Here is a 25199-nt window from a genome sequence, read left to right as displayed (position 1 = left end):
ATAAAAATATTGTTGCAAACAACTATGCTTTTTTAGCGTAGCGTTTGTTGAATTTGTCGATACGTCCTGCGGTATCCACCAACACATTCTTACCAGTATAGAAAGGGTGAGAAGTATTGGAAATTTCCAACTTAATCAACGGATACTCATTGCCATCTTCCCACTTTACAGTTTCTTTGGAAGGAGCAGTGGAACGGCTTAAAAAGCTGTGTCCGTTTGACATATCTTTAAATACCACAAATCTGTAATTTTCCGGATGGATTCCCTGTTTCATATCAAATATTATTGTAAATACAGGGTGCAAAGGTAACTAAATTTCTTTAACACCCAAAGTTTATTGTAAAAAAATCAGGATTTCATATTAATATACTGCAACGGTATACCCAGATTGGCTTCCCTACATGCCTGTATAACATCCTGTAAATCATCTATTTTTTTGCCGGTTACCCGCACAATATCGTCCATAATGGCGGCCTGTACCTTTAATCCGGAATCTTTGATCATTTTCACGATCTTTTTGGCGTCTTCCTGTTTGATACCATTCCGGATGGGCACTTCTTTCTTATATACCTTTCCGCTCTGATAAGGTTCCTTGCTCTGGTCGTAAATGGTGGCTTCCAGCCCCTGACGCATGGAACGTGAAATCAGCACGTCCAGCACCTGCCCCAGCTTCATATCACTGTCTACTTCTATGTTCAGTACCAGGTCTTTTTTGTTCAGTTCAATTACCACATGTGACCCTTTGAAATCAAACCGGTTGGTGATCTCCTTTTTCACAGTGTTAACCGCATTATCCAGTGTCTGTAAATCTACTTTGCTAACAATATCAAAGGACGGCATAATTCAATTTTTTTTATCTTGGAACGACAAATATAGAAAAGAAAAAGCAGGTAGTGAACTACCTGCCCGACATATATAAATCTAAATCTAAAAAAAATTATATTTGGCGCACGTTGCCCATACCGGAAACGGTCTGGTTAACGGTCGGATTTCCTTTATATCTTACCTTGCCCACACCGGACACACTGATGTTCAGTTTTTTCTCCACGGCTACTTTCGCTTCGCCGCTGCCAGAGATGCCTACCGCTGCTTCCTGGGTCTGAAAATCAAGCGCATCAATATTGGCTGCTCCGGAAGCTTTGTATTCCACCTTGTCGCAACTGCCTTTTAAATCAACACGGCTCGCTCCGGACATGCCCACTTCGAGGTCTTTCGCATTCAGGTTCAGGTCAGCATGGGTGGCGCCGCTGAATTCCAGCTTCAGGTTGTCTGATTTAATAACGCCTTTACCGGTATAGCTGCAGGCGCCGCTGGCGGACAGCCTTTTTACCTGCTGTATCGTTACATACACGGTAATCTTTTTGCTCGGGTCAATATTTACGCCTCTGCGGGTGGTCACTTCCAGCTCTCCGCCGGAAATGTTGGTTTCAATGTAGGGCAACAGGTTCGCTTCTGCTTCTATCTGGATGCTGTTAGTGCTGCCTTGCTGCAGTTCTATATTATAAACACCGCCAGTGGAAATTTTATCAAAATTACCGGCTGGCCGGCTTTCAGTTTTCATTTGGCCATTGCCTCTGATGCGCTCATTGCGGACATTGGTGAAAGAAGCCAGTGACACAACGAGTGCTACTAAAAAGGTGGCTGGTACTACATACTTAAAGAATGTTTTCATGTGGATTTTTTTAGAGATGATTTATAATCAGGTTTTAGAATGGGCTTTGTTGTGAATACATGTGTAAAGACGGAGATCAATAGGCGTTCAGGCTGGCGTCCGAGTTAGTGCCTTTTATCTTAATGACTGGCGATCCTTCGCTGCCACCACCTGACTGTGCTTTATAAATCAGGGTGCTGGACGTTTTATTGGAATTGACATTTTTCAGTTCCAGGCCACCGGTGCTCAGATCGCCATTTACCATCACTACATCCAGCTGCAGCGGTAATCTGCGTGGCAGGTTTAATTTCAGGTCGGAGAACGTCAGTATCAGATCGGCTCCTTTAAATCCTGGCACTATCTTCTTGATGTTCAGGTCTCCGTAGGTGACCTTCATGGAGATGTCAGTCACCAGGTCACCGATGTTGGTATCTGAAAAAGCTACATGGCCGTTGACTTTCTCCACCCGCTGAATCTTATAATCATCATAATTGGCGGCCAGCTTCAGCGTTCCCAGGTTGGTAACGGTATAGTTGCTGTAGTTGGAATTCACGTCCAACAGGTCCAGCTGCTCTGCCTTCAGGTTGGAATAATTGCCCTTCAGCACTACTTTATTGGCTTTACCGATACGGCCCCTGTCGCAGTAATTAAGTCTCAGCTGCAGGTCGGCCGCATCACGGATATCGTAGGAACAATAGTTAAGTTGCAGTTCTGCCGGGAAATTGAATTTATCGGCCACCACATCTCCGAAGCTGTTCTCTACCTTGAGCCTGGCAAGGCTTTCAGGGATAAACACATCGTAGTCTATATTGACGTAGTCTTTGGAATCTTTTTTACTGCCCCAGGAAAACCAGGACCCGCCTGATTTGGATGGGTTATAGGAAGTATTGATGGACACGTTGTTACCGTTTTGATTGGCATCAATATTTACGCTTTCGGTGATTCCCTGTGCTTCCTGGTCATTTTTACCAAAGCCGGTAATGGTAATGGCCGCTTTGATTTCATTCTTCCCCCAGATGTGGAATACCACCTTCCCATATTTGTTGCTCAGGCTGAAAGCCGTGCCGGCGCTAACGGTAAATTCTTTACGGATGGTTTTTTTATACGTTACGTCACCATTGGTGGCAAAAGTGAACAGCGGCAATACAAGGCATAACAGCAAACTAAATTTCAGCTTCATATTGTTTTTTTGTGTGAGTAGTGGGAGCTGCGTGTTTTTCATGCAACTCTTCGAGGATTTTGTCAAGCAGCTCCAGTTTGAGCTGGTAATAACGGATCATGGCGCCCCGGATTCTTTGGTTGCCCGGATTGTTTTTCAGCTCATTCTCCAGTGTTTTATAGGTATCGTTACGTAACTGCAGTTCTTGTCTGGCGGCGCTGTCCAGCCCCAGCTCACTGGCCGGATAGGCGTTGATGAGCTCCAGCTTTTCATTGATACGGTTGGAATAATACACTTTGGCATCCTGCATTTCCGGTATCACGACAGCGAGGTCCTGCTGTTGCTGTTGTTTATGCCTGGCGATATAAAACAGTACAGCGGCGTTGACCAGCAATACTGCGATAACGGCGGCTTTGAACCAGTTTTTGCCCAGCAGCGAAACTACTCTGCCTTTACGGCCTCCCTCCAACTCTCTTTCCAATGCGTCCCACACTCTGGGTGAGGGCCCGGGCTCCTCAAACGCGTCCCGGTGCTGTTGGATAAAACTTTCAAAATTTTCCGGCATTAACGAATAAGATTTTGCTGTTTTACAATTTGCCTTACTTTCTCTTTTGCCCGCATGTATTGGGTTTTCACGGTAGATTCCGTAATCCCCATCATGTCGGCGATCTCACGGTGAGAGTAGTCTTCAAACAGATACAGATTCAGTACGGTGCGATATCCCTGCGGTAACCCGTGAATGGCTGATTTGACAGCGGACACGGTCCATGTGAAGGAATCCTCGTCTATACCCACTTCTTCTGCTACTTCCACTTCTTCCACTTCTTCAAAGTACACTTTTTTCTTTCTCAGATTATTCAGGCAGTGGTTGACCACTATCCTTTTAATCCACGCTGTCACACTCGCTTCGCGCTCCAGCTTGCCGATGTTACGGTGTACCTGTATGAAGGCCTCCTGTAAGGTGTCTTCCGCATCACTGACATTACCCGTCATACGCAAACAGATGTTGTACATGGCAGCCGCATAAGCATTATACAGTTCGCGAAATGCGCGAACATCCCCTCTTTTGCAGCGGTCTATTACATTCCCGTCTATTTGCGTCTGATTCAAGTTATTGGCTGATGCTTTCATTATAAAGACAATGATTGTAAAAAAGGTTGCACGCGTTAAGGCCGTTCTTTCGAGGTTTTTTACGACTGATACTAAAGCCCTTTGGGAAAAACATATCTAAATATCTAATTATAAATATTTTATATAGATATAAACCTATAATGTCTTCTTAAAAATTTTTTATAAAATTACCGGGAAGCCGGCTTTTTCGGTTTTAAAATCCACCAAACCCTGTTTTTTTGTGACGAAACACGATTTTCAGGCAACCTGGGTAAAAAACGCAGCCCTGACGAAAAGGGCCGCGTTATCCATCCTTATATATACCTAAAAAACCATCTTTAGTTTCCTCCTTTAACACGGTTTTGTTCTGCTTCCAGGCCGGTTTGACGGTTACGGGCGGCCTTCACGTTATTATTACCGAAGCGATAGTTGAACGAAAGCCGTACCTGACGCGAATCCCATGTATTTGATACAGAAGTGGTGCGGCCCAGGTTCTCAAAATAGCCACGGAAATAACTCGTCCTGAAAACATCGGTCACGCCCAGCTTTACAGAACCTTTACCTTTCAGCACTTTCTGCTGCACACCGAGGTCCAGGCCATACATCGCTTTCATTTTGAACAGCCCTTCATCAGCTACCTGTGGAGAAACATAGAAGAAAACAGCTTCTGCGCTCAGGTCTTTTGTAAGGGTAAAAGTCTGTTGGGTGCGTCCAAAGAAACCGACTGATGACAACTTCACGTTGTTTTTATCGATCACGGTTTCGTACATATTGTAGGTAAGGGACACCGTGGTGAAAGACGTCCACCATTTGGTGACGGGCACCGGTGCAGAGATGTTCAGGTTGAAAACATCCGCCCTGGCTACGTTCTGATACCTATAACGTATAGCCGTGGTATCCCCGCTGGCCTGGTCTACCGCTGCTTCCAGGATCTTGGTCATCATGTCCTTTGTATGCGTATATGCCAATGATGTAGTCAGAAACGACTTAAATGTATGCGTAACTTCAAAAGCGTTGGAATACTGCGGCTTCAGGCCCGGGTTACCGGTTATTTTTGTATAACGGTCCAGGTAGAACTCAAACGGATTCAGCTCTTCGTAATCCGGACGCTGAATACGGCGGCTGTATGTCAGGCCCAGGGTATTGTTCTTGTTCAATTGATAACTCACAGCCGCGCTGGGAAAAAGGTTGAAGTAGCTGGAGTCGTTTTTGATCACCTGCATCTGCTGGTCTTTTGTAAATGTGGAGTTACCATTGATATGGGTTTGTTCGCCACGAAGTCCCACCTGTACATATACCTTTTTGAATTGCTTATTAAAGTTGATATAAGCGGCGTTGATGTTCTCCTTATAAATAAAGTGGTTGGAGCGGCGTTCATCTTTTATCCAGTTGCCGGTACGCAGAGAGTCGAAGCGGGCATCATTGTCAGTGGTCACGAAGCTGATTTTAGCGCCGGCTTCCAGTTTGGCCCCGCCTTTCAAAGGGTGCGCATAATCAATTTTTGCAGATTTAATATCGATGCTGGAAGGCTGGCCGTTGCGGGACGTATCGCTGTTAAGCAACGCTTTGTCAGCGCCGTCGCGGGTGAAGGCCAAAATGGAAGCGTTGACTTTCTGGGTCATCCGTGCATAGTCCAGGTCAACGTTCAACTCTTTACCGGTAGAATCAAGAATACCGCGGTAGTTCAGGTTGTAGGCACCACGGTCCCATCTTGCATTTTCTTCGGTATTGGTATGCAGCACAGAGTCAAGTCGGCTACCGTTGCCCATCCTGGTCACAGCCTCGCTGGGCATCAGCCGGTCGCGGCGGCTCAGGTCTGCCATTACACCAAGTGTATGATTTTTGGAGATGAAATAATCCACGCCCAGTTTGCCTGCCTGATAATCAGATTTCTGGTCCGTGCTGGTTTGCTGGTCAAATACCTGATAGTGGCCTTCATTGGTCATGGTACGGTATAATCCCAGCCACTGGTTCTGATCCCGGTGATTATAGTTATAGGAACCGAAGATGTTTACCTTTTCGTTGCGATGGTTCAGGTTAAGTCCGCCATTGGCGCGGCTTCTCTCCCCCTGGGATACGCCAAGGTTCAGATTGCCGTTGGTACCGTAGTTTTTATTCTTTTTCAGTTTCAGGTTGATGATCCCGGCATTACCGGCAGCATCGTATTTAGCAGAAGGATTGGCGATAAGCTCTATTTGCTCCAGGTTGGACGCGGGCATGCTTTTCAGCAGTTCTGCCACATCCTGTGAGGTCATATTAGTGGGTTTGCCATCAATCATGATCACTACGCCGCCTTTTCCTTTCATGGAAATGTTACCGTCCTTGTCTACGTTGATGGTCGGTGATTTCTCCAGTACCTCCATGGCGGTACCGCCGGCGGCAGTGATGCTGCTTTCCACGTTCACCACCATCCTATCGTTTTTCTGTTCTATAAAGGGCTTGCGGGCGGTAACGTCTACTGCTTTCAGGCTTTTGGAAGCAGCTTCCATGGAGAGCGCAGGGACCGTTACGCCGGCAGCGCCCAGCTCAAAAGGTTTGCTGTAAGCTTTGTTCATGCCTACGGCTGCTGCCGCGATGAGGTACCTGCCTTGTTTTATCTGTTCAAATTCATATTTCCCGTTGATATCTGCAATAGCACCTTTTACAAGGGAGGAGTCGCCGGCTTTTAAAAGCGTAATGGTAGCGAATTCCACAGGCTGTTCGCCGGCGCGGACAACTTTACCGGCCACTTTAGGTCCGTTTTGTGCCTGGGAAGTGAATGCGGCGCTTACCATTCCTGCTGTTAATGCAAACGCTGTCAAAATTGATTTCATACGAGGGTAGATTAGAATTTTCTGATTTTTGGTCCAAGTTATCGGGAAGGCAGCTTTTCCTGTTTTAAATTCCACCAAACTCCTCTTTTTTGTGACGAACAGCTATTCTAAGGTGGGAGAGAAACGCAGCCCCCGGCGAAAAGGGCCGCGTTTTTCCATCCTTATATATCTAAAAAACCATCTTTAGTTTCCTCCCTGTTTAACGCGGTTCTGTTCTGCTTCCAGGCCTGTCTCACGGGTACGGGCGGCTTTCACGTTGCTGTTACCGAAACGGTAGTTGAAGGAAAGGCGTACCTGGCGTACATCGTTTCTGCTGACCAGCGCGGTGGTCCTGCCGGCATTGTCAAATGAACCACGGAAGTATTGCGTATTGAAAATGTCGGCCACACTCAGTTTCAGCGTTCCTTTACCTTTCATTACTTTCTGTTGTAAGCCCAGGTCCAGGGAGTACATGGATTTCATTTTGAACAGGCCTTCTTCCAGTACCTGTGGCGCTACATAAAGGAATGTAAGTTCCGCAGTGGTGTTTTTAGCGAGGGTGAAAGTCTGTTGTGTACGGCCAAAGAAACCGAAGGAAGAGAGTTTCACGTTGTTTTTGTCTACCACTGTTTCATACATATTATATAAGAGAGATGCTGTTGTAAAGGATGTCCACCATTTGGTGATGGGAACAGGTACAGACACGTTCAGGCTGAAGTTGTCCGCCTTTGCCACGTTCTGGTAGCGGTAACGGATGGCTGAAGTATCTCCGCTGGCAGGGTCCACCGCTGCTTCCAGGATTCTTGTCATCATATCTTTGGTATGGGTATAACCCAGTGAGGTGATCAGGAACTCTTTGAAGGTGTGCGTCAGTTCAAAAGCGTTGGAATACTGTGGCCGCAGGTATGGGTTACCGGCTTGTTTCGTATAGCGGTCGAGGTAAGACTCGAACGGATTCAGCTCTTCATAATCCGGGCGCTGGATACGACGGCTGTATGTCAGTCCGAACGTGTTGTTCTTGTTGAGCTCATAAGTCAATGCAGCGCTGGGGAACAGGTTGAAATAGCTGGAATCGTTTTTCACTATTTTAAGCTGTTCTTTTTGTGTTGATTCAGAATAGCCATTGATGTGGGTTTGCTCTCCGCGCAGCCCTACCTGTACGTGTACTTTTTTGAACTGTTTGCTGAAATTCACGTAAGCGGCATTGATGTTTTCTTTATAGATAAAGTGATTGGAACGGTTTTCATCTTTTATCCAGTTGCCTGCGCGCAGGGAATCAAAGCGGGCGTCGTTGTCTGTGGTCACGAAGCTGGTTTTCAGACCGGCTTCCAGTTTGGCGCCGCCTTTCAATGGATGCACGTAATCTATTTTTGCAGTTTTGATTTCAATGCTGGAAGGCTGATTGTTGCGGGAGGTATCGCTGCCCAGTATGCCTTTGTCAGCGCCATCGCGGCTCACCGCAAAGATGGATGATGTTTGTTTGTTGGTGTTGCGGGCATAGTCCAGGTCAATGTTCAATTCTTTACCGGTAGAATCCAGGATACCGCGATAGTTCACGTTGTAAGCGCCACGCTGCCATCTGCTGTTTTCAGCGGAATTAGTACGCAGCATAGAATCGATGATGGAACCATTACCTATTTTGGTGAAGGCTTGAGTCGGATTGTTACGGTCGCGGCGTGCCAGGTCTGCCATCACGCCGATTGTATGGTTTTTGGAGATGAAATAATCCAATCCCACTTTGGCAGCATGGTAATCTGATTTATACCTGTCGCTATTATTCTGGTCAAATACCTGGTAATGGCCGTTGTTGGTCATGGTACGGTACACGTCCAGGTTTTGTTCTGATTCACGGTGGCTGTAGTTATAGGAACCGAACAGGTTCACTTTTTCGTTACGGTGGTTTAGGTTGATGCCACCGTTACCACGGGGCCTGAGACCCTGTGCCACTGCCAGGCTCACGTTACCGTTGGTGCCGTAGTTCTTGTTCTTTTTCAGTTTCAGGTTGATGATGCCCGCATTGCCGGCAGCATCGTATTTGGCGGAAGGATTGGCAATCAGTTCTATTTGTTCTACGTTGGAAGCAGGCATGCTTTTCAGCAGTTCTGTCACTTCCTGGGAAGACATATTGGTCGGTTTACCATCGATCATAATGATAACACCGCCTTTTCCCTTCATGGAGATGTTACCGTCTTTATCTACGTTGATAGTGGGTGATTTCTCCAGTACTTCCATAGCATTGCCGCCGGCCGCGGTGATGCTGCTTTCTACGTTCACCACCATTTTATCGGCTTTCTGTTCAACGAAAGGCTTGCGGGCGGTAACATCCACTGCTTTCAGGCTTTTGGAAGCGGCATCCATGGCCAGAGCGGGGACGGTCACGCCGGTGGTGCCCACTTCAAAGGGCTTGCTGTATGCTTTGTTCATCCCTACTGCTGCTGCCGCGATCAGGTATTTACCTTGCTTTATCTGTTCAAATTCATATTTGCCATTGATGTCTGCAATAGCTCCTTTTACAAGAGAGGAGTCGCCAGCCTTTAAGAGGGTTACGGTGGCAAATTCTACAGGTTGGTCGCCGGTGCGGATGACTTTACCGGCTATTTTAGGTCCGTTTTGTGCCTGGGAAGTTAACGTGGCGCTTATCATTCCTGCTGTTAATGCAAACGCTGTCAAAATTGATCTCATATAAGGGCAGATTTAGAATTTTTTTGGTTTTTTAGATTTTAGATCGTTCCTGGTTACTGTTCAGTCGGTTTTCTCATGAATTCCTTCTTAAAGAACCTTGGTTAATATACTACAGTAGTTTATCAACTACAGTAGCTCATCAACTACATTGTAAAGGTATGTACCATGCAATACATAGTACCAAATCTTTACACGAACGGTCTGTAAACAGGGACGAGCGGTAATAAGTGACAGGAACAATAAGAAGACGACCCGGAAAAGGAAATGTTTCAGCCCGGAAACCAGGGAAGTGCCGAAGGTCTATTAGGGGTACAAGCGGTTAAAAAGGCCGGAAGAACGGCGCAAATAGCAAACACAAGCATATCGGAAAGGGCAAAAGGTGCGGCAGGCATCTCCCTAAGGGAAAACAAAAAGAGAAAGCAAAAGCAGGAAATTTTCTTAAAAGGGAAGTTTATAGCAGTGGGAATTTCAATTCAATCGCTCATCCACCCGGAAAAGCTGCTTAGGCATTTCTCGGCGGCGATGGATGTATTGCATTATATATATAAACAAAACCATCAACAGGGACACCGCTACGAACAGCCACGTATTAAGCAGCCCCTGAAAGAAATGATGGGCATCAAGGATCTCTCCCATTCTGCGCATCTTTTCCGTCCACGCGGCCAGCCGGTCGGTATGGGGATTGAAATCCAGATAACGCTGCCCTACCGCCAGGTGCACCCGGGCTCCCATCGCCGGCATCAGCGCCTGCAACTGTTCCAGCTGACCGATAGGTGCCACAGCAGTCAGGCACAACGCGCCGGTGCGGGTAAGAATTCTCAGTTCATAATTAAGAACGGCGGTATTTTTGCCCAATTGCAGGATACGGGCCAGTTGCAGGGTATTATCAGATTCATGGTAAACAGGCGGTAAGGCCCAATGCATGTCCGTAACCGCATTAAGTCCCCTTCTGCTGCGCCAGTTGTTATCCTGTGCCAGGCGCTGTTGCATTTTTTGCATCAGTACATTGTAGTTAAGCTGCCGCGCTTCGGATTGACTCAGGTATCCAGATTCATCCATCGATATTTCGATACCAAAGAGATCGTTTGCTGTCCGGCTGCCGGGTTTAGGCAGCAACAGGCCCAGGAATCCCGGGTTCTGCGGGTTCCCCCAAAGGCGTTCTACCAATGTCCGGCCCTGTACCGCGTTGAGAAAACGATACCCGTCCGGCACAGACAGCACCGCACCATTGTTCAGCACCACCTTTCCTTCGAGATAAGTAAAAGATGCCGTGAGCCGGTCTTCCGGACCGAGCAGGTCATAACGGTCCAGGCCATCTTCCCCTACACCGGCAAAAGCCCTGGAGGCGACGACCAGACAAGTGATTATACAATATGCAAAAACCTTTCGCATAAAACCGATTGGATGGTTTGTCAGCTCAACAAAAAATGGATAATGCAAGGTTCTGGTACGATAGGGATAAAACTACTACAAATAACTGCTACCAAGGTGCACAGGTACAGGGTCTGTTTTCCGCGATGGCAGTGCCAGCAACGGAAACTACTCATTGTTCGTATAAGCAAGATAGAAAACTTTTAGTTATCCCACCGGATATTTTCCAGCATATGGGGCAGTACGTCCTGGACCAGTTCAAAAAACACCCTTTCCTCTTTGCGTATATGCGCTTCCAGGCTGACCGCTATTCTGTCCATGTCTTCTTCCAGGCTGGTACTTTCTGTAATAGCGCTGTACATGCCGGAGATCAGCCGGTGTTCTGCCTGCAGCTCTGCGATGAGGGCGTCCACCCGGGGATCGTGGCCGCTGCATTTCTCAAAGAGGTATTCTTCTTTCTGAATGTGCGGCACCATCAGTTCCTGGAACACCTTCACCATATATTCAAACCGGGCCTGTGTTTCCAGCGGAAAACCTTCATAGGGCGCCGCATCTCTTTTCAGATAGCGGCATACAAATAACAGCCGCTTATGCTCATGCGATAAGGGTATTAGTGCTGAATGACGTTGCATATGCTATATCAGGAAGCTGTAGCGACAGCTGCATTTTTTTTACGGCAGCACCATATCCAGATAATACCTCCGACAATCATCAGAAAAGAGATGATTTCCGCTTGTGTGGGATGAAAGCCAAAAATGTTGTACTTCGTATTGACGCGGATTTTTTCCACGAAGAAACGTTCCAGGCCATTCAGTACAAGATATATCCCGAAGATCACACCGGGTATGGTAATTTTCTTACGGATAGCCCAGAGCACGCCGGTAAGCAGCAGGCAGGCCAGTATCTCATATAACGGTGTGGGGTATACGCCAACGGGCAGTACGCGGCAGTAGGGACCGTCGCAACCTGGCATTGGCACTCCTTCATTGACCACATTATGGGCATAACCGGAGGCAAAAAACCAGTCAGGCAGGAAACTGAGCGCTGCGGGTTTGGCAAAAGCCGCGTGGGGAATATGAGCAGTATCGCTGTATTGTTGTTGGAAGAATGCAATATTCCGCTGAACAGCATTGCTGAATTCAGCAGGTTGTACCTGCACCACATGACCGGTTGTATCGGTGATATAGGCGCTGTTGTAGATGCCCCAGTCACCGTCACCGGCAAACTGGCATCCCATCCTGCCGATGGCATAAGCCAGCATAAGGGCCGGCGCTGCACTGTCTATCAGGTGTTTAATGCTGATCTGTTTTTTGCGGGCATATCGCAGAATCACGACCGTGGCCACTATCAGGCCACCATAGAAGGTAAGGCCGCTGAACGAGAGCAACGCGCCAATGGGGTCCTGAACAAAATCGTTCCAGTTCTCCAGGTTATGAAACACTTTAGCGCCCAGCAGTCCCGCGATAGCTGCCATTACGATAATGTCCGGCACACGCTGATGAGGCCATACGCTCACGGTTTCTTTTTTGGGTGCTGTTCCTTTCAGTTTTTTGGTGCTGTTGTATTTGAGGAAGACCAGTATCGCTGCCACGGCGAGGCCGCCGAGAAAGCTGCCTTCAGCAGAGAGGATAAAACCCTGAAAATTCTGGGACGCTTTATCCCAGTTGAGTATCAGTCCAAGACCTTTCCAGCCCAGCAGGAACCCGAGGATGCCATTGCTGATATATTCGCCGGTAGTGGCCGGACCGCCCGTCAGTACAGTCTGGGAAACAGGTTTCAGCCAGCCCAGCTGTTCTCGGCGCTTCAATTCTTTTGTCAGTACATAAGCCCCTGCCAGGAAAGCAACGGCCACAAAAAAACCAAATGTCTGAAGGATTTTAAAAACAGGAATCTCTATACCGAACAGGTCTCTGAAAGCGTAATATAAATTAGGATACATAGCCCAAAAAAAAATTGGTGATCTGAATTTTCCTATGAACAAAGCCGAATTAGTCAACAAGGAAAATCAAACCACCAAAGTACGATGTAATTTCGAAATTCTGAATTGGAATTCCGGAATTAAAGTATTAGCAATATTGTTCAAATGCGTCTGCGAGGTTCGCAGCAATCATCTGTGCTGAACGGCCCTCGATCATGTGGCGCTCAATGAAATGTACCAGCTGTCCGTCTTTAAACAGGGCGATAGACGGAGAAGATGGAGGATAAGGCAGCAGGTGCGTACGGATCTGCTGTACAGCTTCCAGGTCATAACCGGCAAAAGCGGTCGTCAGTCTGTCCGGTTTCTTTTCACTGTGCGCTACAGCCATCAAAACACCCGGACGGGCAGTAGCAGCAGAGCAGCCACATACAGAGTTTATTACTACCAGCGTGGTGCCTTCTTTCTTCAGCGTATCGTCTACACTGCCGGAAGTCAGCAGCTCGTCAAATCCATTATCAGTCAACTCAGCCTTTCTAGGCATAACTAGTTCCGCAGGATACATATTATTATAGTTTTTTGTGTTAAGATTTTCGACAAAGTTAAAGATATAGGAGCAAAAAGTAAAAAATCGATCTCATAAAAAGACTTTTTGACACAAACCAAACAATCAAAACGACACAATGTCAGTATCTGTAACGTTTTTACTAACAAAATAGCAGTTTTGTTGGCATGGTATCCCATTTGATCTGTAACCATCGTTGAACAACAAAATTGATTTCACACTAAAAAAATTGATAAAGACTATGACACACGTAAAATTCAACCACAGCCCTCTTCCCAGATTAGTTGAAGACATTTTTAACAATGGATGGAACAAATATGTAAAAGATGATTTCCTGACCAGCGATTTCTTCTCTACCCATCCTCCTGTGAACATCGTAGAAACCAAAGATGCGTTTCTGCTGGATGTAGTGGCGCCTGGCTTTGCGAAAGAAGACTTTAAGATCAATGCAGATGAAAAAGCCATCACCATCAGCGCAGAAAGAAAAGCCGAAACCAAAACTGAAGGCGACAAACAGGTACGCCGCGAGTTTAACTTCAAATCCTTCAAACGCTCCTTCAGCATCTCTGATGCGGTAGACGTGAACAGGATTCAGGCGAAATATGATAATGGCATCCTGAAGGTGACCCTTTCCAAAAAGGAAAACAAGCAGGACGCTCCCAAAGAAATAGTAGTGGAATAAGGGATACAGGATGGCTTCCTACCGGAAGCTGTCCAAAACATGGGGGTTAATTGAAGGAGGTACCATCTGGTGCCTCCTTTTTTATATGTGTATAATTCACACAAACGTTGAATCAACTGGTGTATATTAATACGATAATTTGCTTTCTTAAGCAAGCGCTATGGCAAAGCATTTCAGGAATGCCTGGATATTCACCAAGAGCATCTACCTCAGCTCAGAAAAAGCAGTGATCGGCAATGTATTGCAACGTACGGAAGACACCTATGAACAGGCGAAACTCCGGCTCATCTTTGACTTTCTCTTTTTTTATACGCTACTGTTGTTTCCCATCATGTTGCTGGCCATGATCAGCCAGAATGAAGTCAACATGCTGCTGATCCCCTGCCTGGTCACCGCTTTGATGACCGGCCTGTACCTGCTGAGAAAAGGTGTGGCCGCCCGTGTGGTCGGCATGGTCACTTCCTGTTGTACGCTGGTCATACCTATTATTTCTTCTTTTTTTAACAGCCAGGACCTTTCGCCCCGTTATGCCATCATATGGGCCATGAGCATACTGCTGGCCTTCATTACCGTCAACATCAGGAGCGCACTGGTATTGTGCGGTATCCTTTGCGCCTACCTCTCTGTGGTGGCCTACATTAAAATCAATGGCATCCCGGTTTATGTAAGCTCCGGCTATTCTGATAAGTTTCAGCTGATATCCAATCCGATAACAGTAATACTGTACATGCTGTTCCTGATCCGCGCACTGGGACAGTATTACCGCAACATTATTTCCATGGAACAGCAGCGTACCGCGGAAAAACAAAAGCAGCACCTGTCGCTGATCAATCAGAACCTTACCAAGCAGTTCCTGTTGGTGAAGGGCTTTTCCCGCTCGGGCAAATCTGCTTTCATGAAAGGCGAAATGGAGTTACTGGAAGCCTGTTTCACCGAAATAGAAAAACAATGTGGTGCCGCTATCGGGTATCTCAACGAAGCGCAGGAAGACTGATACTACACGTCTGTGTGAGATATAATATTTTTTTATTTCCTGTCCCCCGTCTTCTCTCCGAAAAAATGGCAACAGCCAAACTATTGAAAGCCCGCGTAAATGTTAATGATTTGTAAATGTTATAATATTATATTAACCCGAAATTGATTCAAACACCACAATAACAGATTATAAAAAATTACAACTTTTAGGTCTTATCCAGCGTTAACGACTACACTATATTTGTGCTATCAAATTATTTCCTATTGTCCTTATGCTATTGGACATCATCTAACCTATGCCATGGATGGGGCTTTCAGCAATGAAAGTCCTTTTTTTTTGCCTGTATCTTTCTGACATAAAAAAAGAAGCCCCCCGAAAAATCGGGGGGCTTTCAGTAGGATTACTAACCCATTTTTTTAATAACCCAAAATCTTTAACATGCTCTGGGAAGTCTGCTCTTTGGCATACAACCAGTCTTTCAGCTGTCCATTTTTATCATATCCCACAATCACGTGCTTGGGAGACGGGATCAGGCAGTGTTTAATACCACCGTATCCACTCAGCTGGTCCTGGTAAGCGCCTGTATGGAAGAACCCAATATACAGCGGCTCTCCGCTTGGCTGTTGTTTCGGTAAAAATACCGCGTTAATATGTTCCTCAGATGTATAAAAGTCGTATCCGTCGCAGGTAAGCCCCCCCAGGTGTACTTCCTGGTACTCCTGGTCCCACTTGTTGATAGGCAGCATCAGGAATTTCTCCCCAATACCCCAGGTATCTGGCAGGGTGGTAATGAAAGAACTGTCGATCATATACCAGGATTCCCTGTCGTTCTGCATTTTTTCGCCTACTACGCTGTAGATCACCGCACCGCTTTCACCTACAGTGAAGGAACCGAATTCTGTGTAGATGTCCGGTACCGGCACTTTGTTCTTTTTGCAGGTGCTTTTAATATTGGCTACAATTTCATTAACGATGTAATTGTAATCGTAATCAAAGCCCAGGGAATGTTTGATCGGGAAACCGCCACCGATGTTGATGCTGTCCAGTTCAGGGCAGATCTTTTTCAGCTGGCAGTACAGGTTGATCACCCTGTTGAACTGCGACCAGTAGAAGATATCATCCTTGATCCCCTTGTTCATGAAGAAGTGCAGCATTTTCAGCTCGAACTTCTCATTCCCCTTGATCTTGTCGACATAATATTCGAGGATATCACGGGGAGGCACGCCCAGGCGGGAGGTATAGAAGTCGAAGCTGGGTTCTTCTTCCGCGGCTACACGGATACCCAGTTTCACTTTATCTTTTATCCGGACATTACGTTTGTAGTCTTCCAGTTCCTCTTTATTGTCCAGTACCGGGATCACATTTTTAAAGCCGCTGTTGATCAGTCTGGCTATGGCCCTGGTATAGGCTTTTGTTTTGAAACCGTTACAGAGCACAAACGTCTCTTTGTTGATCTTCTTTTTTTCGTACAGCTTGTTTACGATATCGATATCATAAGCAAACGAAGTTTCGATGTGCACGCCATGTTTCAGGGTTTCCTCCATAATAAAGGAGAAGTGCGAGCTCTTGGTACAATAACAGTAATAATATTTACCATCGTACCTGTTCTTCTTGATGGCATCATGGAACATCTTTTTTGCCTTGTTGATCTGCATTCCGATCTTGGGAAGGTAGGTCAACTTAAAAGGCGTTCCGTACTTGTCAATCAGCGCCTTAATATCCAAACCGTTAAACTCCAGGTAGTTGTCTTTTACGTCAAAGCCCTCCTGGGGGAATTCGAAAGTCTGTTTAACGAGGTCGGTGTAGGTGTTGTTCATTTAAATCTGCAAATGAATTAGTAATAAAATAAACTACAGGATAAATGCTCCTTTTCCTCGCTGGAAACTCCTGGTTTACACACCTACGTCAGTTGAAACCCAGCAAAATTGGTTGCAAAGCTAAATATTTTGTTGATTGCTGCAGTAATTTTTTTCCGGCAGTCCTGCCGGGCAACAGGTCAGCAACCGGGCAAATATACAAACAATTACAAATCAACAAATTAAATAAAAATATTTAATATTTATTGGCCATCATTTATAACCGTCAGGGACTGCTTTCCTTCGCAAAAAAGAAGGTCCAGGATGCTCAGATCGGGCAGGAAACCGACCCGTTCCTGGAATACCTGGGTGTACTGCGGCGCATCCTCCGGCGTGGGGGCGTTCGGCAGAATGCGGTCACGTGCATCTGTTACACCAGGTACTACCTTTTGGTAACTGTCGGTGAACTGAATGACCGGGCTAAGGCCGAGCTTGTTATTCACCCATTCAAAACAGGCCATGTTCCAGTCGAGCAAAAATGAAAACTGTTTTTCAAACAGTCCCTGCATATCCTCCTCGTAATATTCAAACCAGGGAGAGCGCCTATAGGCGGACACGAGCGTTTTCCAGTGCAGAGACTGCCATCTCTCTTCATTACTGATCCGGACATCCTTCATCAGGGTCCGTTGGTTTTTACCGCGGGTGAGAGGCACGCTTAAGATCATACGGCCATTTGGCCCGGCGAGATAACAACGGTTCCTGTAACTGAGCTTTTGATAGTGTTCATATTTCTCAATCTGTAATATATCGTGGTTAATTAAAGTTTTATAGAAGCTAATTGGCGGAAAATACTGTGATTCAATTAATAACGCTCCACTTTTTGCATTCTCTGTCATAATGTCAAAATTTTAGCCCGCCAGTGCGGAAATGATTAGTTACAGCTGCTGATCTACTTACAGTTATTTACTTAATAATTAATTTCAAATAACTGAATAACAATTCATAGAATTGTTATTCATATGCTAATGAAATTAGTATTTCATTATTGGAAGTAAAGTGGCAGAAAAATGCAAAAATACTAAAGATATTAGTTGCTTGCGAGATGAATTTAAGCAAGCTCAGGAAGGTTTTGAAAGATAGGAAAGAATCATAAAGAATATATTTTTTTATATTCATTTTTTAGATTATTTAAATAGACTCTCCTACCCGGCTCCGCCATAACCTCCCGTTAAATGTTTCCCAATTCCGGACCTGATTTTTGATAAGTAAAACCTTTGCAGTAGGTTTGAAGATTAAAAGTTCACCGACAACAATGAAAACGATCCGTCTGTTTTTAATCATAATGGCCACTTGGGGACTGACAAGCTCATGCGAAAAAATGAAGGACCTCCAGTTTGTAAGAGTCGCTAATCTTCAAATGGATGAGCTGGGCATGTCCAAGAGCATTGTACGGCTCACCCTGGCATATTACAATCCGAATAATTATCAGCTGAAATTAAAAGACGCCAACTTCAACGTCTTTTTTGATGATACAGAAGTAGGACGCTCTGTTCAGGATACCATGATCAATATCCCGGCAAAAGATACTTTCTATTTTCCAGTGAAGCTGGAAGTCAATATGGCGAATGTGCTGAAAAATGCATTTACTGCTTTTTCCAGCAAGGAAGTCACCATTAAAGCCACCGGCAATTGTAAAGTCGGCAAAGGAGGCATTTATATTCCCTTCCCTATTAAATGCGAAACTAAACAGGCGCTGAATTTTTTTTAACGCAAATGTCCCAGGGCTGAAGCCCTGGGCTACGATTAGATTCTGGTCTTTTTTATTGATAATGCTTTATGGGGGGAAGACAACCATGAAGCGCTGATTGAAAAGTGATTGCCTTTCGTAATGAAAGGCTTTTTTTATTGGCAGGACTTTTATACGGGAAAGACAAACAGATTGAAAAATTTCTGTTTTTAGCGGAAAAGTGGCTTTTTCATGAAAAAGCCAGAACAATATATTCGTACATAACGGCATTTTCAATGCCCCGAGCCGCAAATATTACTCTTCATTCCTAACTGCATTTCTCCTTAAAGGGCTTCAAAATCTAATCGTAGTCCAGGGCTTCAGCCCTGGGACACAAGGGAGATGATCTTCAGCATATGTTGTGCATCTTCCAGGCTGCGTACCGGCGACAACGCTGCTATGGCCCTCACGGCGTTTATATCGGTCAATAGTTCACCCGTGAGCAGGCCGTTGCGTTCCGCCGCTTTATAGGCCATCGCCGTTTTCAGCGCGGCAGCTTTAATGCGCAGCGAATGGGGACTGTACCGTCCGGGATGCAGATGGACATAACGCTCCGGATCGTCAGACAGCCGCAATATCCAGCATGAGGTGTCTGACAGCGTCACTTCCGTGTAGCTGTGATGTGCCGCTACCCGGGCGGCAAAGGCAGCCGGCAGGAGGATGTTCTGTGCCGTTAGTTGTGTAGTGATTTCGTTGAAAATCATCTCCGGCGTCAGGGTGCCGGTATACATATCCATCTGGGAAGTGCCGATCTTTTGCAGCGCAGCGGGCAATTCAGCAGGTGATACCCTTATCAGCATCTGCTGTAACACTCCTAAATGGTGCTTGAACGGGTTAAAAAGAATGCAGGAAATAGCGGAAAAATTGAAAAATTGAGCAATTTATGGGGAAAACGGGCAATTCGGGCTTTATTAAAAAACCCGGGAAGGGCTCGGACCACTCCCCGGGGCAATTATAATGATGATGTCAAAAGCTTAGTGCTTTTTCTTTTCCATGCCGCCGCCGTCTTCCGGCTTTTTGCAGCATTTAGGCAGTTTAGCGTAGCTTTCCGGATTGGCAGTTACGTTATCTGCATCATAACCGGCATTAGCGATGCCTGTTTTGACATTTTCGATATTTGTACGGTCATCCCAATATTTTACGGTAGTCACGTGTTTTTTATAATCCACTTTTACAGACTCCACGCCTTCTTCCTGGGACATGTATCTTTCAATACGGTTTTTGCAGGATTCACACTGCACGGTTGGCGTGCTGATCTTGGCAGTCAGCAGGGCTTTTTTCTTCTGCTGCGCCATGGCCACGCTTACGCTCGCCAGCAGGAACAGCATTACTAATTTTACGATGCGCATAGTATAGATTTTGACAACCGAATATACAAAAAAAGTAATATACAGGCATTATTTACCCCACTGGTCAGGCGCTGTTCTCCAGGCCTGCAGTGTGCTGATCTCATCTGCTGAAACAATGCCTTTCTCTTCCGCCAGGGCAATCATCGCGTTGTAGTTGCTCAGCGACTTAAACGGTACGCCGGCTGCTTCAAATGCTTTTACCGCCACATCAAAGCCATAGTTGAAGATAGACACCATGCCTATCACCTCACCGCCTGCGGCACGGATGGCCTGCACCGCTTCGAGGCTGCTTTTGCCGGTAGAGATCAGGTCTTCCACCACTACCACCTGTTGACCAGGCTGCAATACGCCTTCTATCTGATTGCCCATACCATGCTCTTTCGGTTTGGAACGAACGTAGATAAATGGCAACTTCAACTGATCCGCCACCAGCGCACCGTGTGGAATACCGGCGGTGGCCACGCCCGCGATCACCGCTGCATCAGGAAAGGTCTCAAATACGGTATTGCATAACTCGGATTTGATATAGTCCCGTACATATGGATAGGATAACAGTTTCCGGTTATCACAATAAATAGGGGATTTCCATCCGGAGGCCCATGTAAAAGGTTGGGCAGGGCTCAACTTTACGGCCTGCACCTGCAGCAGTTTTTCTGCAACTTGTTTTTCGCTTACTGTACTCATACAGCGCCAAAGTTAAAACATTTGATTATTTAGACATTTAGATATTTAGACATTTACAGATTTGAGTGCTTTCATTAAATCTTCAAATAACTAAATGTCTGAATAACCAAATGTCTAAATTTGCACCATGCAAGCAAACATGACGATCTACCTGAATGAGCGCCCCCTCATTATCAGCGGAAGTGAACAGAACATACCGGCAGACATCAACGGGGCAAAGGTGTACCTCAACCCGGACACGGAGAAGATAGAGAAAGTATTGCAGAAGATGGAAGAGGGTAAAAAAGAAGCAGCGGTGTTTATCACAGAAGACGTGAAACAGCTGTTTAAGAAGGTATCACTTCATTTTACCGTGCTCGTGGCGGCCGGCGGCCTGATCACCAATCCTGATGGTGAAGTACTGATGATGTTCCGCAGAGGAAAATGGGACCTGCCCAAAGGCAAACAAGACCCAGGAGAAGACCTGGAAACCTGTGCTGTCCGCGAAGTGGCGGAAGAAACCGGTCTGCATACCATCTCCCTCACCCATAAAATCACGGAAACGTTTCACTACTACCCGATGAAAACCAAAAAGGTACTGAAACACACGCACTGGTACCGCATGCAGTTCACCGGTACTGAACTTACCGTACCGCAGATTGAAGAGGATATCCAGGATATAGAATGGGTTAAACCACAGAACCTTGATAAATTCCTTAAATATTCCTACGAAAATATCCGCGAGGTGTTCAAAGCAGAAAAAATCATATAATAATTACGAATTACGAATTACGAATTACAAATTACAAATTACGAATTGAGGGTTCCTTATCAGAGCGGCTACTAAACTAACCGTTTTATAAACGAGTCCTCAATTCGTAATTTGTAATCGTAATTGATTTTATCTTTTGGCCAGAATAGCCATGGTAAGCCGGCTCACACAGATAAGTTTATGTTGGTCGTCCGTAATCCGGATATCCCATACATGGCTGGTAGCGCCTATATGCAACGGTTTGGCACAGGCATGCACATACCCGCTTTTTACTCCTCTCAGGTGATTGGCACTGATTTCCATCCCTACACAGATTTGTTTATCGGGGTCGATGATCAACCCGGAAGCCATACTGCCTACAGTTTCGGCCAGCGCCACAGAAGCGCCGCCATGTAGGAGGCCATACGGTTGTTTGGTACGGTTGTCTACCGGCATCATCATCTTCAGATAATCCGGGCCTATTTCAGTAAACTCCATTCCCAGATGAGTTCCCATGGTATTTTCACCCAGCTCGTTGAGTGTGTCCAATGATACGTTCAGGGAATGCCAGATCGCTTTCATAGTATGCGCTTTAACAGTTATCGCTTATGTTGTTGAATACCTTCCAGTACCACCTTATGGAGGAAAGGCTGTACGTCTCCCCCATTCCGGTAAATATCCCGCACCAGCGTGGACGCCACACTGGAATACTGCGGCGTGGTGGTCAGGAAAATTGTTTCTATGTCAGGGGCAATGGTCCGGTTTACATCCGCAATGGCTTTTTCATATTCAAAATCACTCACGTAACGGATACCACGCAGGATGAAGCTGGCACCTATTTCCTTGCAGAAGTTGATGGTCAACCCCTGATAAACGGCCACTTCCACCCTCGGGTCGTTTTTATAGATCTCCCTGATCCATTCGATACGCTCTTCCAGCGAAAACATGGGCGTTTTGGCGCTGTTGGTGCCGATACCCACCACGAGGCGGTCAAACAGGCCCAGCCCCCGGTCAATGATATCGGTATGGCCCAGCGTAATGGGATCGAAAGTACCCGGAAATAAACAAGTCCTCATGGAAAGTTGATGAATTAAAATGACAGATCAGCGTTTCAGCTCTTCCCGGTTAATAAAAATCGAGAAGGTGGTCCCGCCATAACTCCTTTCGGAGCGATAATAACTATAGTCCCGGAAATCGTTCTGCCGGGTATGTTCTATGACCAGCCAGCCTTCGGGATTGAGCAGTTGTTGCTCAAAAATGATCCCGGGCAGTTTATACATGGCTTCCATGGCATAAGGCGGGTCGGCAAAAATGAAATCGAATTTTTCGTTACACTGCTGCAGGTATTTAAAAACGTCCATCCTCACTACCTTCAGGGTGGGGATGTCCAGCAGAGCGGCTGTCTTGGTGATGAATTCAGCCATTGCGTGGTCTTTCTCCACGATGGTCATGTCGGTGGCTCCCCTGGAAGCCAGCTCATAGCTGATGCTACCGGTACCGCCAAAAATGTCGAGTGTTTTTAAAGAAGGAATATCCAGGTTGTTCTCGATAATATTAAACAGTCCGCCTTTGGCAATGTCTGTAGTAGGCCTTGTATTAGGCATTTTTGCAGGCGGTTGTATTTTTCTGCCCCCACTTTCTCCTCCGATTATACGCATAATGCTAACGCATACAAGTTATGAAAATAATAGCCTGGTATTTCCTGCATGGGCGTGATATAGCTAAATCCCGGCAGTCGTTGCACCCATTCCAGTTTGGAGATGAATTTATACATCTCCTGGTAAACCACGCTGTCTGTGGCCACCACCCCTCCGAGCTTCACCTTTACCTGCTGCTCGTTGAGTCCCAGCTGGCGAAGGGTATTTACCAGTTGATATACCACATCGAGCCCGGCCTGGTACTCACCATCCTGCTGGATGATAAGTTTCCCGTTCACGTAAATAGTCAATGTAAAAGACTGTCGCTGTACATGCACAAAAGCTATTCCTTCAGGCGCCCGATAGTCCAGGTCCAGCGGATAAGCCTGCAGCAGGGCAGAGTTGGCGTGTACCACCAGGTCTGTGGAGAATTCCTTACGCAGGAACCCCAGCAGGTCTTTGTCCACGCTGAATATATTCACCATAGGCAGTCCCGGCAGCAGATCGGCCAGGATGGCTTCCTGCATTTTTTCCGGTTGTGACAGGTGGAGGTAGTCTTTTTTCAGCGAAGGCATATAATATACCTGTGGCACCAGTACGCCGCCGCCGTTGTCAAAAGCCAGCAGTACGGATTTAAAGGCGGTAAACAGCAGTTTGTCTGCGTCAAACACCTCTTCTATCATTTCCAGATCGGCCATGGCCAGTTTTTGTGGCTGGAAATGGTAGGATTTAAGCGCCAGGAATTTTTTCGCTGCGGGATCAAACACCACATAACTGAAAGTACCGCCGCCAACCAGCACCAGCAGGTGACAGGCCGTAAGATCGGTCCCCAGTAAAGTTTCATCATCTACTGTAAATGCAGGATGGATGTTGTAAGCCACGGGCATATATAACCTTTCAAATGAATTACAATAATAATCTTTTTAGTGAATTGGTGAGGCTATATCTTTGTTTTTTGATGAATATCAGAACCATTTCACGATGCAACTGGAAGTTAACAACCGGCAGATCATTAAAATCGCCGCCCCTATATGCCTGGCACTGATCATCCCTCAGTTTAACCACATGACCAACACCGCTTTCCTTGGCCGGCTGGGCGAGCTGGAGCTGGCTGCCAATGGTATCGCCGGTATTTACTACCTCGTGATGTATATGATCGCCTATGGGCTTAACAACGGTCTGCAGGTACTAATAGCCCGCCGGGCGGGTCAACAGCAATACAGCAGCATTGGCAGGCTTTTCGCCAACGGGCTGGAAGTGGGTGCCTTCTTTTCGCTATTGGCTATCCTGATCACGCTGGCGGTGGCCCCTTATTTTTTTTCGAAAACGCTTCACAACCAGGAGATCCTTGCTGCAGCGGTTTCGTTCATCCGTATCCGTATCTGGGGCCTTCCCTTCCTGATGATGCTGAGCATGGCCAACGCCTTTTACATCGGCAGCGGTAATTCCCGCGTGCTGGCTGTCACCTCGCTGTGCCAGGAAACGATCAATATCTTTTTTGACTACACGTTGATTTTCGGGAAGCTGGGCTTACCCGCCCTTGGGCTGAACGGGGCTGCGGTGGCTTCCATTATTGCGGAGATCACCGGGTGTTCGGTAGCTTTCAGTATCATCTTCCTCAAAAAACACCATATCAGGTATAGCCTGTTCACCTACATACGGCCCAACCGGGAGATTATCCGGAACATTCTCAACGTGTCTGCCCCGTTGATTGTGCAGTTCCTTTTCAGCATTGGCAGCTGGTTTGTCTTTTTCATTTTCATTGAGCATCTGGGAGAAAGGCCGCTGGCGATTTCCAATATGCTGCGCAGTATTTTCGGTTTTTTCGGCATTTTCACCTGGGCGCTGGCTGCCACCTGTAATACCATGGTAAGTAATATCATCGGGCAGGGCAAGGAACAACTGGTCTTTAAAGTCATCCGGAACATCGCCGCTATCAGTCTGGGTTGTGCCACGGTTGTTTGTATCCTGGTGAACCTCTTCCCCTATACCATCCTGCATATTTATACCAACGATGCTCCGTTGATCACTGCGGCAATCCCTTCCATCCGTGTCATTACCCTCAGCACCCTGCTGATGGCGGTAGCGGCGGTAGTGCTCAGCGGCGTTACCGGTACCGGGAATACGCGGATGAACCTTTTCACTGAATGTACTGCGGTGGTGGGTTATCTGATTTATTGTGATATCGTGATAGAGCGGATGCGCAGCCCGCTGCACCTTGCCTGGGGTGCAGATTTTATCTATTGGATATTGATATTCGGGCTCAGTGCCTGGTATCTGAAAAGTGGTAAATGGAAAGGGAAAGTGATTTAAA

The 25199-nt window shown here is 46.4% G+C and carries 26 protein-coding genes; 5 read left to right on the top strand and 21 right to left on the bottom strand.

What is annotated here, in order from left to right:
- Window positions 1-22: 22 nt before the first annotated feature.
- The 12 genes from ACTJJS_RS09095 to ACTJJS_RS09040 all read right to left on the bottom strand — a co-directional run bounded on the left by ACTJJS_RS09095 (window position 23) and on the right by ACTJJS_RS09040 (window position 13245).
- The gene (locus ACTJJS_RS09095; RefSeq protein ID WP_168805214.1) at window positions 23-274 is read right to left on the bottom strand and encodes a type B 50S ribosomal protein L31; all 252 of its coding nucleotides are present in this window, start codon (window positions 272-274) and stop codon (window positions 23-25) included.
- A gap of 74 nt (window positions 275-348) precedes the next feature.
- Complete coding sequence (locus tag ACTJJS_RS09090) at window positions 349-840, bottom strand: YajQ family cyclic di-GMP-binding protein (protein WP_168872624.1); 492 nt, start codon at window positions 838-840, stop codon at window positions 349-351.
- A 97-nt stretch (window positions 841-937) separates the two neighbouring features.
- The gene (locus tag ACTJJS_RS09085) at window positions 938-1672 is read right to left on the bottom strand and encodes a head GIN domain-containing protein (protein WP_440663408.1); all 735 of its coding nucleotides are present in this window, start codon (window positions 1670-1672) and stop codon (window positions 938-940) included.
- 76 nt (window positions 1673-1748) lie between these two features.
- Window positions 1749-2831, bottom strand: a complete 1083-nt coding sequence (locus ACTJJS_RS09080; protein WP_440663407.1) for a hypothetical protein — start codon at window positions 2829-2831, stop codon at window positions 1749-1751.
- Window positions 2815-3375 (bottom strand): hypothetical protein, encoded by a 561-nt coding sequence (locus tag ACTJJS_RS09075; protein ID WP_168872621.1) that lies wholly within the window; start codon window positions 3373-3375, stop codon window positions 2815-2817. Before ACTJJS_RS09075 ends, ACTJJS_RS09080 begins: the two co-directional genes overlap by 17 nt.
- Window positions 3375-3920, bottom strand: a complete 546-nt coding sequence (locus ACTJJS_RS09070) for an RNA polymerase sigma factor (protein ID WP_168872620.1) — start codon at window positions 3918-3920, stop codon at window positions 3375-3377. Before ACTJJS_RS09070 ends, ACTJJS_RS09075 begins: the two co-directional genes overlap by 1 nt.
- A 338-nt stretch (window positions 3921-4258) precedes the next feature.
- Entirely contained in the window at window positions 4259-6733 is a 2475-nt protein-coding gene (locus tag ACTJJS_RS09065) for a TonB-dependent receptor domain-containing protein (RefSeq protein ID WP_440663406.1), read from the bottom strand.
- Between the two features lie 183 nt (window positions 6734-6916).
- Window positions 6917-9394 (bottom strand): outer membrane beta-barrel protein, encoded by a 2478-nt coding sequence (locus ACTJJS_RS09060; RefSeq protein WP_440663405.1) that lies wholly within the window; start codon window positions 9392-9394, stop codon window positions 6917-6919.
- A gap of 468 nt (window positions 9395-9862) precedes the next feature.
- A complete protein-coding gene (locus tag ACTJJS_RS09055; protein WP_440663404.1) occupies window positions 9863-10786 on the bottom strand; it encodes a DUF2167 domain-containing protein in 924 nt (307 codons plus the stop codon).
- Between the two features lie 182 nt (window positions 10787-10968).
- Window positions 10969-11397: a hemerythrin domain-containing protein gene (locus tag ACTJJS_RS09050; protein ID WP_440663403.1), complete on the bottom strand. Its 429-nt coding sequence runs from the start codon at window positions 11395-11397 to the stop codon at window positions 10969-10971.
- Window positions 11398-11405: 8 nt separating this feature from the next.
- Window positions 11406-12704 carry a prolipoprotein diacylglyceryl transferase gene (locus ACTJJS_RS09045; RefSeq protein ID WP_440663402.1) on the bottom strand — a complete coding sequence of 433 codons (1299 nt, stop codon included), beginning with the start codon at window positions 12702-12704 and terminating at the stop codon, window positions 11406-11408.
- Between the two features lie 127 nt (window positions 12705-12831).
- Entirely contained in the window at window positions 12832-13245 is a 414-nt protein-coding gene (locus tag ACTJJS_RS09040; RefSeq protein WP_168872614.1) for a BrxA/BrxB family bacilliredoxin, read from the bottom strand.
- 241 nt (window positions 13246-13486) lie between these two features.
- Between ACTJJS_RS09040 and ACTJJS_RS09035 the strand changes: the two genes are divergently transcribed.
- On the top strand, window positions 13487-13927 hold the full coding sequence (locus ACTJJS_RS09035) for an Hsp20/alpha crystallin family protein (RefSeq protein ID WP_168872613.1): 441 nt from the start codon (window positions 13487-13489) through the stop codon (window positions 13925-13927).
- A 160-nt stretch (window positions 13928-14087) separates the two neighbouring features.
- On the top strand, window positions 14088-14921 hold the full coding sequence (locus tag ACTJJS_RS09030; RefSeq protein WP_440663401.1) for a hypothetical protein: 834 nt from the start codon (window positions 14088-14090) through the stop codon (window positions 14919-14921).
- Window positions 14922-15319: 398 nt separating this feature from the next.
- Here ACTJJS_RS09030 and ACTJJS_RS09025 read toward each other — a convergent pair whose 3' ends face one another.
- Window positions 15320-16720, bottom strand: a complete 1401-nt coding sequence (locus ACTJJS_RS09025) for an arginine decarboxylase (protein WP_168872611.1) — start codon at window positions 16718-16720, stop codon at window positions 15320-15322.
- A gap of 242 nt (window positions 16721-16962) precedes the next feature.
- Window positions 16963-17595 (bottom strand): WbqC family protein, encoded by a 633-nt coding sequence (locus ACTJJS_RS09020; protein ID WP_440663400.1) that lies wholly within the window; start codon window positions 17593-17595, stop codon window positions 16963-16965.
- Window positions 17596-18077: 482 nt separating this feature from the next.
- Between ACTJJS_RS09020 and ACTJJS_RS09015 the strand changes: the two genes are divergently transcribed.
- Window positions 18078-18467 (top strand): LEA type 2 family protein, encoded by a 390-nt coding sequence (locus ACTJJS_RS09015; protein WP_440663399.1) that lies wholly within the window; start codon window positions 18078-18080, stop codon window positions 18465-18467.
- A gap of 338 nt (window positions 18468-18805) precedes the next feature.
- Here the strand turns inward: ACTJJS_RS09015 and ACTJJS_RS09010 are convergent, their stop codons facing one another.
- The 3 genes from ACTJJS_RS09010 to pyrE form a co-directional block, all read right to left on the bottom strand.
- Window positions 18806-19297, bottom strand: a complete 492-nt coding sequence (locus tag ACTJJS_RS09010; RefSeq protein ID WP_440663398.1) for a hypothetical protein — start codon at window positions 19295-19297, stop codon at window positions 18806-18808.
- 162 nt (window positions 19298-19459) lie between these two features.
- On the bottom strand, window positions 19460-19834 hold the full coding sequence (locus tag ACTJJS_RS09005; protein WP_078667885.1) for a heavy-metal-associated domain-containing protein: 375 nt from the start codon (window positions 19832-19834) through the stop codon (window positions 19460-19462).
- 48 nt (window positions 19835-19882) lie between these two features.
- Window positions 19883-20518 carry an orotate phosphoribosyltransferase gene (gene pyrE, locus ACTJJS_RS09000; RefSeq protein ID WP_169227994.1) on the bottom strand — a complete coding sequence of 212 codons (636 nt, stop codon included), beginning with the start codon at window positions 20516-20518 and terminating at the stop codon, window positions 19883-19885.
- 127 nt (window positions 20519-20645) lie between these two features.
- On the opposite strand from pyrE, the gene ACTJJS_RS08995 reads away from it, so the two are divergent.
- Window positions 20646-21269, top strand: a complete 624-nt coding sequence (locus ACTJJS_RS08995; RefSeq protein WP_440663397.1) for an NUDIX hydrolase — start codon at window positions 20646-20648, stop codon at window positions 21267-21269.
- Between the two features lie 129 nt (window positions 21270-21398).
- Here the strand turns inward: ACTJJS_RS08995 and ACTJJS_RS08990 are convergent, their stop codons facing one another.
- The 4 genes from ACTJJS_RS08990 to ACTJJS_RS08975 are packed head-to-tail and all read right to left on the bottom strand — an operon-like array spanning window position 21399 to window position 23772.
- Entirely contained in the window at window positions 21399-21830 is a 432-nt protein-coding gene (locus ACTJJS_RS08990) for a hotdog fold thioesterase (protein ID WP_440663396.1), read from the bottom strand.
- 17 nt (window positions 21831-21847) lie between these two features.
- Complete coding sequence (gene coaD, locus ACTJJS_RS08985) at window positions 21848-22324, bottom strand: pantetheine-phosphate adenylyltransferase (RefSeq protein ID WP_168872604.1); 477 nt, start codon at window positions 22322-22324, stop codon at window positions 21848-21850.
- Window positions 22325-22351: 27 nt separating this feature from the next.
- Entirely contained in the window at window positions 22352-22852 is a 501-nt protein-coding gene (locus ACTJJS_RS08980; protein WP_247654987.1) for an RsmD family RNA methyltransferase, read from the bottom strand.
- Between the two features lie 44 nt (window positions 22853-22896).
- The gene (locus ACTJJS_RS08975) at window positions 22897-23772 is read right to left on the bottom strand and encodes a DUF3822 family protein (RefSeq protein WP_168872602.1); all 876 of its coding nucleotides are present in this window, start codon (window positions 23770-23772) and stop codon (window positions 22897-22899) included.
- A 94-nt stretch (window positions 23773-23866) separates the two neighbouring features.
- Between ACTJJS_RS08975 and ACTJJS_RS08970 the strand changes: the two genes are divergently transcribed.
- Window positions 23867-25198 carry an MATE family efflux transporter gene (locus tag ACTJJS_RS08970; RefSeq protein WP_440663395.1) on the top strand — a complete coding sequence of 444 codons (1332 nt, stop codon included), beginning with the start codon at window positions 23867-23869 and terminating at the stop codon, window positions 25196-25198.
- The last annotated feature ends 1 nt before the right edge of the window (window position 25199 follow it).

It is taken from the genome of Chitinophaga sp. 22308, assembly GCF_052045305.1.
GTDB classification, from domain to species: domain Bacteria; phylum Bacteroidota; class Bacteroidia; order Chitinophagales; family Chitinophagaceae; genus Chitinophaga; species Chitinophaga varians_A.
The sequence above is the reverse complement of the archived record's forward strand: the minus strand, read 5'-3'. Positions and strand labels throughout refer to the sequence as shown.